Below are 277 nucleotides of genomic sequence, written 5' to 3' on the forward strand. Positions count from 1 at the left end.
TGAGGGCTAGAAACGAGTTTTCGATTAAGGTCGTAATCGCGGACGATCATCCTACTATATTGAGCGGTCTCGTTTATACGCTGGAGCACGTCTCTACGATCGAAATCGTTGCGACCTGCCGGAACGCGCCAGAACTGATTGCCACGCTCGAGAAGCAGCCATGCGACGTGGTGGTTTCCGACTACTCAATGCCCAGTGGCGAGAGCGTCGATGGACTAGCGCTCTTCGAACACTTGCGGCGCCATTTCCAGAATGTTGGCATCGTCGCACTGACGAT

1 protein-coding gene is annotated in these 277 nt (G+C 54.2%); it reads left to right on the forward strand.

Annotated elements, in window-relative coordinates; all coding sequences use genetic code 11:
* Positions 1 to 277, forward strand: a 277-nt coding sequence (locus tag SB689_RS23010; protein ID WP_410694382.1) for a response regulator transcription factor, incomplete at both ends; no start/stop codon positions are given.

It is taken from the genome of Chryseobacterium sp. SIMBA_038 (assembly GCF_046535115.1).
Taxonomy (GTDB): Bacteria; Bacteroidota; Bacteroidia; order Flavobacteriales; family Weeksellaceae; genus Chryseobacterium.